This is a genomic window from Fimbriimonadaceae bacterium (assembly GCA_023957775.1).
GTDB lineage: Bacteria > Armatimonadota > Fimbriimonadia > Fimbriimonadales > Fimbriimonadaceae > JAMLGR01.
On sequence record JAMLGR010000005.1, the window covers coordinates 225428 to 236203 of the forward strand.

Here is a 10776-nt window from a genome sequence, read left to right on the forward strand (position 1 = left end):
GTTTGCGGTTTGTGGTTTGCGGTCCCTTTGCGCCATGGCGTTCTTTGCGTGAGATGCCGTCGCTTGCGGGTTGTGGTTCGGGCTAGCTCTGGGTGGGTTCGAGGGCCTTCTCCTGCTCGAACTGGTCGTGGTAGAGCTTGGAGTACAGGCCGCCCTTCTTGAGCAACTCGGCGTGCCGACCCTGCTCCACGATGCGGCCTTCCCGCAGCACGAGGATGAGGTCGGCCTCGAGGATCGTCGAGAGCCGGTGTGCGATCGCAAACGTCGTACGACCCTGCATGAGCCCCTTCAGCGATTTCTGGATGAGCCTTTCCGAGTGCGTGTCGAGCGCCGAGGTCGCCTCGTCGAGAATGAGGATGCGCGGGTTCTTGAGAATCGCGCGTGCGATGGCGACCCGCTGCTTCTCGCCGCCCGATAGTTTGTAGCCGCGTTCGCCGACCACCGTCTCGTATCCCTCCGGCAGCGAGTCGATGTGGTCGTGGATCGCCGCCGAGCGGCACGCTTCGACCATCTCCTCGAGCGTCGCTTCGGGCTTCGCGACCCGCAGATTGTCGGCGATGGTGGCGTGGAGCAGGTAGGTCTCCTGCGTGACCGCGCCCACGATCTCCGAGACACTCGCCATGGTGAGATCGCGAAGATCCGTCCCGTCGATCGTCACCTTGCCCTCATCGGGATCGTAGAGCCTGGGGATGAGGTAGGTGAGGGTCGTCTTGCCCGCGCCCGAGGGGCCGACCAGTGCGATGAGTTGCCCGGGCTCCGCCACGAAGGTGATGTCGGAGAGCGTGGGCTCCTCGGCGTCCTGCTCATACCGGAACCCGACGTGTTCGAACGCCACGCGCCCTTCGACCTCGCCGGGCGCCAACGGGCGGGCGTCGGGGCGGTCGACGACGTCCCGCTTGAGGTCGAGGTACTCGAACAAACGGTCGAAGAGGGCCACCGAGCTGATGATCTCCACCTGGAGGCTGAGCAGGCTCGTGATGGGGAAGAACATACGGGTCTGCAGGGCGGTGAACGCGACGATTGTGCCGATCGTGATGGTCCCGTCGCCTTTGGAGATCAGGTACCCGGCGAGCCAGTAGACCAGCGCCGGCGCGACCGAGGTGATCAGCCGGATCATGCCGAAGAACAGGTACTGCAGGAGCTGCATCTTGATCTGCCAGCCCGCAAGCTTCCGGTTCTCGATGTCGAATTGGCGGGTGAGCATGTCGAGGCGTCCGCTCGTCTTGGTCAGCAGGATCCCGGAGACCGAGAGCGTCTCCTGCATCATCGAGTTCAGTTCGCTGGTTTGTTCTTGCGTGCCCTTGCGGACCTTGCGCGCGAACTCGCCCACCAAGGAGCCGATGAACGCGAAGAACGGCACCATCCCGACGGAGAGCAGCGTCAGGCGCCAGTCGAGCACGACCATCGCGATCAGCGCGGAGATGACGATGCCGAAGTTGGACAGAGCGTCGGTCAGGGTCGTGCTGACCACCGTCTGCACCCCTTGGACGTCGCTGATCAGGCGGGTCTGGATATCGCCGGTGCGCGTGGCCGTGAAGAACCGGAGCGACATGCTTTGCAGGTGCGTGAACAGGTTGTTCCGCAGGTCGCACATGATGTTCTGGCCGATCACCACGCTCCAGTAGCCGTATAGGACCGTGACACCCGCCGCGACGATGGTGATCAGCACGGTCCAGAGCGAGAACGCCATGACCGTGTGCAGGTTGCCCTTCTGAAGGCCGTCGTCGATGATGATCTTCAGGAACAGGGGCGGCAGGAGGCCCATGAGGACACCGACCATCACCGTGATCAGCGTGAGGATCACCTTGGCGCGGTAGGGCGCGAACAACCCGATCACGCGCTTCAGCGTGGCGCGGTTGAGTTTCTTCGTGTTGGCACGAGAGGAGTCGGGAGGTGCGGCCATGGGGCACTTCGATTATGACCGGCGATTTGCTACACTTGCCCTTAGCCATGGCCCACACTCCCTTCTGGACTCGCGCCGGCTTGGCCGGGTGCGCCCTCGCCCTCGCGGCCCTCGCCCTTGCGCATCCCGAGCACGGGGCGCCCCCTGACCACGATGGATTGGGGGTGGACGTTCAAGTGCGCACGGGCAATGGCGCCAACACGTTCGAAACGGTGCCAGGCTGGGGCAAGATGCCGGACGCCAAGCCGCTGGGACCGACGCACGGCGGGATCGCGCTCGACAAGGAGGGGCGCATCTACCTGAGCACGGACTCCGACCGGGCCATCTGCGTCTTCGAGCCGGACGGGACCTTCTTGCGCAGCATCGCGCTCGACTGCAAGGGGGTGCACTCGCTCTCGATTCGAGAAGAGGGAGGTCGGGAGTACCTCTATGGAGCGCACCTGGCCGGCAACCGCATCGTGAAGCTGGACCTTGACGGCAAGGTCGTCCTGCAGATCCCCAACGAAAGCACGGGCGAGGTCCCGGGCGGATGGAACGGCCTCACCGCGGTGACCGTGGCGCCCGACGGGTCGATCTTCGCGGCGATGGGCTACGGCTCGAACCTGATGCACAAGTTCGACGCAGGTGGGAAGCTGTTGAAGACCTTTGGCGGGCCGGGCAAGGGCGAGGGGCAGTTCCAGACGTGCCATGGTCTGGCGATCGACAGCCGGTTCGGCGAGCCGCGGCTGCTCGTGTGCGACCGGGAGAACCGGCGTTTGGTCCACATGGATCTCGACGGCCACTTCCTCGGCGTCTACGCCACGTTCCTGCGGCGGCCGTGCGCGGTGTCGATCCAGGGAGACCTCGCCGCAGTGGCCGAACTCGAGGGTCGTGTGACAATCGTGGACAAGAACGGAACGCCGGTCGCGTTCCTCGGGGACAACCCGGACGCGAAGCAGTGGGCGAACTACGGGGTTCCCACCGACGCGTGGAAGGAGGGGCTTTTCACCGCGCCCCACGGGCTGAGCTACGACGCCAATGGGAATCTGTACGTGCAGGATTGGAACGCCACGGGACGGGTCACGAAGCTGAAGAAGCTGGTCGCCGAGCAGTCCCAACCCTCGCTCGCCTCGATGCTCTCGTTCGGCCTCTCGGTGCCGCTGGCCGTGCTGGTGCTGGTCTCAAGGCGCCGCAGATAACCTCTGGGAGTGCGCGAGCTTGCTCGTCGCCCTGAATCCGAGCGGCTTGCCGCGAGCCCTTGCGCGCCGAACGAGTTCGGCGGGGTTACGGCGTCGCGCAAGCGCGCGCACTCCCAGGCTCTGGGTAAGCGCCGCAGATAACCTCTGGGAGTGCGCGAGCTCGCTCGTCGCCCTGAATCCGAGCGGCTTGCCGCGAGCCCTGGCGCGCCGAACGAGTTCGGCGGGGTTACGGCGTCGCGCAAGCGCGCGCACTCCCAGAATCTACAACGGCGCGGGGCGTTCCGGGCGTGTCGTGAGCTCCACGCGTCGACCCTCCTTTTCGGAACGATGTGTGCCGGCGATGATCTCCAGCACGTGAAACGCCATCTCGCCACTCGCGCGGTGCGGGCGGTCCTCCTCGATGGCTTGCGCCATGTCCCAAGCCCCGAGGCCCCGGCCGTTCTCGGCGCACCCTGGGACGAGCGGCACTTCGGACCACTCGGTTTCGCCTTCGCGCCGCACCCGCACCGAGCCGCCGAAGCCGTTGGGGTCCGGGACGCTCAGGGAGCCCTTGGTCCCGTAGACTTCGAGGCAGGGCAGTTCGGTGGCCCACACGTCGAAGCTCGTGGTGAGTTGGGCCACGGCGCCCGCATCGAACCGGATGGTGCTGACCAGATGCGTCGGGGTCTCCACTTCGATGACCTCGCCGTTGCGGGGGCGGCTGGTGATCGTTCGCGTCGGGAAGGTCGTTTGGGCCATGCCGACCACCTGCGAGGCGGGCCCGAGAAGCGAGACGAGCGCGGTCAGATAGTAGGGTCCCATGTCGTAGAGCGGGCCGCCGCCGAACTCGTAGTAGAACTGCGGCGAGGGGTGCCAGGACTCGTGGCCGTGGCAAAGCATGAACCCGTTCGCCCCGATCGGGTCGCCGATCATCCCATCGTCCAGAATCTTGCGGCACGTTTGGAGGGCCGCGCCGAGGAAGGTGTCGGGGGCGCAACCGATGCGAAGTCCCCTTTCGGCAGCCTGCTCCAGAAGCTCTCGCCCCTCGTGCAGCTCGATCGCCAAAGGCTTCTCAGAGTAGACGTGCTTTCCCGAGCGAAGGGCGAGCAGGCTGACCTCGTGGTGCGCCTTGGGCACCGTCAGGTTCAGGATCATGTCGACCGACGGGTCGGCGAGGATCTCTTCGACCTTCGCCGAGGGCACCCCGTAGCGCACACCCACCTCGGAGCACCGTTGCAGGTCGAGATCCGCGCACGCGACGACTTCGACTCCATCGAGCTTCGCCAGGTTCTCAAAGTAGATGCCGCTGATCGCTCCGCAGCCGATGATGCCGATGCGTTTCATGACTTCACCCCAAGCGCGAGGGGTTGAGCCCCTCGAGTTCCGGAAGCACAAAGAGGCCGTCCTTGCGGACCAGGACGCCGTCGAACCACACTTCGCCGCCGCCGTACTCCGGGCGCTGGATGCACACGGTGTCCCAGTGGATCGCCGACTTGTTGCCGTTGCCGCCGGGGCCCTCGTAGGCGTTGCCCGGCGTGAGGTGGAACGAGCCGGCGATCTTCTCGTCGAACAGCGTGTCCTTCATCGGGTGCAGCACGTAGGGGTTGTAGCCCAGCGACCACTCGCCGAAGTAGCGCGCCCCCTCGTCGGTGTCGAGGATCTCGTTCAGTTTGTCGGTCTGATCGCCCGCGCTCGCCTCGACGATTTTGCCGTTCTTCACCACATAGCGGATGTCCTTGAACTCGGTGCCCTGGTAGAGCGAGACGGTGTTGTACTGCACGGTCCCGTTCATCGAGTCGCGCACGGGACAGGAGAAGCACTCGCCGTCCGGGATGTTCCGGTGCCCCGAGCACGGCACGGCCCCGATGCCCTTGATCGAGAACTCGAGGTCGGTGCCGGGGCCCTTGAGGTGCACCCGGTCGGTGCGGGCCATCAGCTCTTGCAGCGGCTCGGCGGCTTTCTCCATCTTCGCGTAGTCGAGCGTGCAGACGTCGAAGTAGAACTTCTCGAACGCCTCGGTGCTCATGTTCGCCTGCTGCGCCATGCCGGGGGTGGGCCAGCGCAGCGCCACCCACTTGGTGTTGGGCACGCGCGTCTCGAAGACCACGGGGATGGCGTACACCTTCTGCCACATCGTCATGGTCGCGCCGGGAATGTCCGAAAGCTCCGCGTAGTTGTCGCTGCCGCGCAGCGCGATGTAGGCGGTCACCTGGTCCATCTCGAACTTCTCGGCGTCGGCGATGGTTTTGGCGTTGGCCTCGGTCATGCCGAGCATCATCTGCCGGCGCACGATGCCGCTCTCCAGGCGCGTGAGTACCTTGGCGCCTTTGGATTGCCCCACGCGGACGATCTCCGCCACGCACTCGTCGGGGATGTCGAACGCATGCACGAGCAGCGTGTCGTCGGAGGTCAGTTCGGTCGAGTGGGTGCAGAGCAGTTCGGCAAGGCGCGTCACGCGGGGATCGAGCATGAGATGAGAATACCGGGAGGGGGGAGGCGTGAGGCGTGAGGCGTGAGGCGTGAGGCGTGAGGTGTGAGGCGTGAGGCGGGAGGCGTGAGGCGTGAGGCGGGAGCTCAAGGTACATGCAGCTCTCGTGGCACCCCCATAATTGGTTATGACTGCCGAGATCGTTTCCGTGGGCACCGAGCTGCTGATGGGCCAGATCGCGGACACGAACGCCCAGGCGCTGGGTCGGATGCTCCCCGAACTCGGCATCTCGCACCACTTCCGGCAAACGGTCGGGGACAATCTCGGGCGGCTGACCGAGGCGCTCCGACTTGCGTTGGGGCGCTCCGACATCGTGTTCACCATCGGGGGTCTGGGTCCCACGGAGGACGATCTCACGCGCGACGGCATCGCCGCCGCGCTCGGCGTGGAGCTCGTGCACGATCCCGAGATCGAGGCCGGCATCCGCAAGATCTTCGAGGACCGGCGGCTGAAGTGGACGGAGTCCCAGCGCCGCCAGGCGATGCGGCCCGCGTGCGCCGAGGCGCTCGCCAATCCCAACGGCACCGCTCCAGGGCTGTTCTGCCGGCTCGGCGGCAAGATCGTGGTGGCGATGCCCGGCCCCAAGGGCGAGTTCGGACCGATGCTCGCGTTGGTTCGCGACCGGTTAGGCACAGGGGACTCCGTGATCCACTCCCGCATCCTGCGCGTTGCGGGGATGGGGGAGAGCGCGGTCGAGGACCGCATCCGCGCGGAGTTGGCTTCCGCGAATCCCAGCGTCGCGCCCTACGCCAAACCCGGCGAGGTGCACCTTCGGCTCACGGCGCGCGCCGCGTCGACGGCAGAGGCCGACGCGATGCTCGATCCCCTCGAGGAGCGCATCCGCGGGCTGCTGGGGGATGCGGTGTTCGGGGTCGACGACCAGACTTTGGAGTCCGTGGTGCTCGCGATGCTCCGCGAGGCAGGGCAGACCTTGGCGGTGGCGGAAAGCTGCACCGGAGGGGGCCTGGGCGCGCGGCTGACGTCGGTGCCCGGCGCGTCCGACGTGTTCCTCGGCGGCGTCATCACCTATGCGAACGAGGCAAAAGCGCGGCTCCTGGACGTGCCGTTGCCCGTGCTCGAGGGTGCGGGCGCGGTGAGCGAAGAGTGCGCCGAGGCGATGGCCGCGGGAGCTCGGGGCTCCCTGGGGGCCGATTGGGCGGTCTCGATCACCGGCATCGCCGGCCCCGACGGGGGAACCGAAGCCAAACCCGTGGGCACGGTGTGGATCGCGATCGCCGGCCCAGGCCGAACCAAAGCGCACGAGTTTCAGTTCCGCGGCACGCGCGAGGACATCCGCGGCCGAAGCTCCCAAATGGCCCTCACCCTGTTGCGAAGAGCGCTGTTGTAACTTTGGGTTGTGAGCTGCGAGCTTCAGCACGCCCGTCCAGCGGGCGTGGCGCTCTGGGTGATGGGATTACCATCAAATTGTGATCTATACATCTCACAACATGCATCGCAAGGAGCAGGGGATGTCTCATAGGGCCAAGATGAGATTGTGTAGGCACAAATCGGGTCATTTTGTGTCTCAATCGTGCCAAAATGAGATCGTATGTCCCCTCAAGATCACAAACAGGATGTCTCAGATGTGCTTCGTAAGGTTGGCGAGGTCGTGCGTCGCGCCCGCCGCGACGCGAACCTGAGTCAGGAACAGCTTGCGGCTTTGGCGGGCCTCTCGAGGCGACCGGTGTACCACCTCGAGACGGGGCGCGGCGCCGTCGGGCTGGATTCTCTGGTGCTGCTCCTCGACTGCCTCGGGCTGGAGATCGCGATCGTGCCGAAGGCGGACACGGAGTGAACGGCCCTGCTCGGGTTGCAGTCCTGGAGGTGTACAAGGACGACCGCTTGGCCGGACGCCTCGAAAGGACCGATCGCGGCAGCCGGTTCGTCTACGACCCCGAGTATCTGGCTTCCGGGGGAGGGCCGATTGCCCGGCACCTTGGTGTGGCTCGGGAGCCGATCGAGACCGTCGGGGTCGCAAATCTGCACAGCTACTTTGCCGGTCTCCTGCCCGAAGGGGTCATGCTCGACATCGTGCAGCGCCGCATCCGGGCGAGCCGGGACGACCTGTTCTCGATCCTCGCGGCGACCGGAAGCGACGCCATCGGGGACGTGACCGTGCGGCAGCCGGGATCCCCTCCCGCGGAGGTTCTGAGCTTGGACCGGGTGGACCTCCAAGCGCTGGTCGAAGCGCGGAGCGCGCCCTCGGTGGCGGCGATCCCCGGCGTTCAGCCCAAGCTCTCGATCGGCGCGTTGGTGCGAGTGGCCCGAGTCCGCGGCCGCCGCAAGGCTTACATTGCGAAAGTGCCGCCCGCCGACCTGCCGGGCTTGATCGAGAACGAGGCCTTCTTCATGCGGGCGGCGAGGCGGTGCGGACTGCGTTCTGCAGACGTCGCGACTCGGCAGGGGTGCCTGCTCGTGACGCGATTCGATCGGGTGGTCGAAGAGGGGCGACAGGGATTGCGGCAACTCCACGTCGAGGATGCACTGCAACTTGCCGACCGTTATCCGGCGGCGAAGTACGACCCCGACTACCGCGAAATTGGCGACCTGTTCCACGGCATCACGGGTTCGAAAGCGGTTGTCCTGAACCTCTTGGAGCTGTACGCGTTCAGCTATCTCATCGGAAACGGAGACCTGCACGCCAAGAACGTGAGTTTGATGCTTGGTGCGGGCACGGATCGGTGGAATCTGACGCCGGCCTACGATCTTCTCTCCACATTGCCGTATGGCGATGTCCTTTGGGGGGCAGACCGGATGGCGCTGGCGCTCGAAGGCGAGAGCTTCGGTAGGTTCCTAGCTGAGGATTTTGTGCGATTTGGACAGCGCTACGCGGTCCCCGAAACAGCCACGCGCAGTTCGCTCCGCAGGATTGCCTCGAAAGCGTCCTTATGGCTCCCAGACCTCGACTCCTTGCCCTACCCCGAGGCAGTCGTCGCCAAGATGCGCGAGACGATCGCGGACCGGGCGCGAGCACTGCTAGCCTAGCTTCCGGGATCCAGTTTGCGTGTTGGCGGTTTTCAGATCGGCACGCCCGTCCAGCGGGCGTGGCACCCCACTCCAACCCCGTCGTTTGGGTGCCACGCGGGTGCCACGCCCGCTCGTCGGGCGTGTCGCCCGAGAGGGCGGTTGTTTCAGAAACAGAGTTACGGCCTGGTTGAGCGTGGCGGTGGGGTTCCAGTCGCCCCCGAAGTTCGCGAAGAGCACCGCGGTGAGCCCCGTGGCGCGCTGGCGGATGATCACGGCACGGAAGCCGGCCACGGTCGCGCCCGTATGCATCACCACGTCGCCCTTGGCTCCGGTGGGGATCACCCAGCCGAATCCATAAGTGGAAGCCGTGCCGTCGTTCAGCACAAACGGCTTCCACATGCGCTCGAGGTCGCTCTTGGGAAGCACGGTGCCGTTTCGCATCGCGATTTCCCATTTCAACATGTCGGGCACGTTGGTCAGGATCGCGCCGGCCGGAGCACTCGGTCGGGCGCGTTGCGTAGGCCCTGGCACCTGCGACTCTCCGCGCTGCACGTACCCAACGGCGCTGCCTGCAGGCCAATCGCCCTTGGGTACGAAACGCGTCGCGACCATCCCGGCGGGCTTGAGAATGCGCGTGTTCACGAACTCCTCGTACGGCATGCCCGAGGCCCGGTGGATCAGCACGCCGAGCATCGCGTAGCCGATGTTCGAGTAGCTGTATTTTGCCCCGGGTTCGGACTGCAGCTTGGTTTGCGCGAGCCCCTTCACGAGATCCTCCTCGCTGGGATCGCCGAGGAAGTCGAAACCGGGCACTGAACCGTAATCGCCGAGGCCAGAGGTGTGGGACAAGACGTGCCGGATGCGCATGTCGCCCCACTCCTTCGGAGCCTCGGGCAGGAGTTTGCGCACGGGATCGTCCACGGAGAGCTTGCCGTCGCGTTCCAACAGCAACACGGCGGTGGCCGTGAACTGCTTGGTGATCGACCCGATGTTGAACAGGGTGTCGGGGGTGACCGCCGAGCCACCCTCGACCTTCGTGGACCCGTAGCCGGCGGCTTTCACGAGCTTCCCGTCCCTGAAGATCCCGATCGCCATGCCGGGGATCTTCTTCTCCGCCATCTGCGATTTCAGGTAGTCGTCGACCGCATCCGCTCGCACGAGCGCGGGCAAGAGGAGCAGGAGGGGGAGTAGCCGGCGGATCTTCATGGTTTGTGGATTGTGGTTTGTGGTTTGTGGTCAACGGCCTTCATCTCCGCCCAGTTCGGCCCGATCTTCGCGTCCACCTCGACGGGCACGGACAGGGGCAGGGCGTTCTCCATGGCCTTGCGGATGGGTTCGACCAAACCCTCCTCCTCCGGCTTCATCTCGAACACCAGCTCGTCGTGCACCTGTAGCAGCATGCGCGTGGCGGAGGCGCCCAACTCGTTGCGCACATGCAGCATCGCGAGTTTGATCATGTCCGCGGCGGTGCCCTGGATCGGCGCGTTCATCGCCTGGCGCTCGGCGTACATGCGCTCGTTGCGGTTCAGGGCGTGGATGTCGGGGAAGTGGCGCCGGCGGCCGTACAGCGTCGTGGTGAACCCCTTGCTTTTGGCCTCCTGCACGACCGAATCCGTGAACGCCTTGATGCTCGGGAAGCGCTCGCGGTACTGCTCGATCAGCGCCTTGGCCTCCGAAATCGAAAACGCGCCGCCGAGCTGGTTCGCCAGCCCGAAGTCCGTTACGCCGTACAGCACCGCGTAGTTGAGCATCTTCGAGTAGCCGCGCTGCTCGCGCGTCACCTCCGTCAAGGGCACGCCGTACATCAGCGACGCGGTGACCGTGTGCACGTCCTCGTGGCGTTGGAAGGCCCCGACCAACGCCTCGTCGCCGCACATGTGGGCGAGCACGCGCAACTCGATCTGCGAGTAGTCGAACGACGCAAGCGTGAATCCCGGCGCGGCCACGAACGCCTGCCGGATCTGGCGGCCGAGTTCGGTGCGGATCGGGATGTTCTGGAGGTTCGGCTCGTTCGAGGAGAGCCGCCCGGTGGCCGCGACCGTCTGCGAGTAGTTCGTGTGGATGCGCCCGTCCTCGCCGATCATCTTGGGCAGCGAGTCCGCATAGGTGGACTTCAGCTTCGAGAGCTCGCGCCAGGCGAGGACCTCCCCGCAAATGGGGTGCGCGGGGGCGAGCACCTGCAGGATCTCGACCCCGGTGGCGTACCCCGTCTTCGTCTTCTTCGGCGCGGGAATCGACAGCTTCTCGAAGAGAATCTCTCC

9 protein-coding genes are annotated in these 10776 nt (G+C 65.7%); 4 read left to right on the forward strand and 5 right to left on the reverse strand.

Annotated features, from left to right (window positions below; genetic code table 11):
* Positions 1-82: 82 nt before the first annotated feature.
* Entirely contained in the window at positions 83-1903 is a 1821-nt protein-coding gene (locus M9921_06290; protein MCO5296450.1) for an ABC transporter ATP-binding protein/permease, read from the reverse strand.
* Positions 1904-1950: 47 nt separating this feature from the next.
* On the opposite strand from M9921_06290, the gene M9921_06295 reads away from it, so the two are divergent.
* Complete coding sequence (locus M9921_06295; GenBank protein ID MCO5296451.1) at positions 1951-3081, forward strand: hypothetical protein; 1131 nt, start codon at positions 1951-1953, stop codon at positions 3079-3081.
* A gap of 261 nt (positions 3082-3342) precedes the next feature.
* Here the strand turns inward: M9921_06295 and M9921_06300 are convergent, their stop codons facing one another.
* Together M9921_06300 and M9921_06305 are read right to left on the reverse strand one after the other, a co-directional pair.
* The gene (locus M9921_06300; protein MCO5296452.1) at positions 3343-4404 is read right to left on the reverse strand and encodes a Gfo/Idh/MocA family oxidoreductase; all 1062 of its coding nucleotides are present in this window, start codon (positions 4402-4404) and stop codon (positions 3343-3345) included.
* A gap of 4 nt (positions 4405-4408) precedes the next feature.
* The gene (locus M9921_06305) at positions 4409-5530 is read right to left on the reverse strand and encodes an aminopeptidase (GenBank protein ID MCO5296453.1); all 1122 of its coding nucleotides are present in this window, start codon (positions 5528-5530) and stop codon (positions 4409-4411) included.
* Positions 5531-5675: 145 nt separating this feature from the next.
* Here M9921_06305 and M9921_06310 point away from each other — a divergent pair, with 145 nt between their 5' ends.
* From M9921_06310 to M9921_06320, 3 genes are all read left to right on the forward strand, one after another.
* Positions 5676-6896, forward strand: a complete 1221-nt coding sequence (locus tag M9921_06310) for a competence/damage-inducible protein A (GenBank protein ID MCO5296454.1) — start codon at positions 5676-5678, stop codon at positions 6894-6896.
* A gap of 237 nt (positions 6897-7133) precedes the next feature.
* Positions 7134-7343, forward strand: a complete 210-nt coding sequence (locus tag M9921_06315; protein MCO5296455.1) for a helix-turn-helix domain-containing protein — start codon at positions 7134-7136, stop codon at positions 7341-7343.
* Complete coding sequence (locus M9921_06320) at positions 7340-8533, forward strand: HipA domain-containing protein (protein ID MCO5296456.1); 1194 nt, start codon at positions 7340-7342, stop codon at positions 8531-8533. Before M9921_06315 ends, M9921_06320 begins: the two co-directional genes overlap by 4 nt.
* On the opposite strand, the gene M9921_06325 is transcribed toward M9921_06320, so the two are convergent.
* Both M9921_06325 and M9921_06330 read right to left on the reverse strand, forming a co-directional pair.
* Positions 8525-9721, reverse strand: a complete 1197-nt coding sequence (locus M9921_06325) for a beta-lactamase family protein (GenBank protein MCO5296457.1) — start codon at positions 9719-9721, stop codon at positions 8525-8527. The genes M9921_06320 and M9921_06325 overlap by 9 nt on opposite strands.
* A partial coding sequence (locus M9921_06330; GenBank protein MCO5296458.1) for a DNA polymerase occupies positions 9718-10776 on the reverse strand: 1059 nt, incomplete at its 5' end. The genes M9921_06330 and M9921_06325, both read right to left, overlap by 4 nt.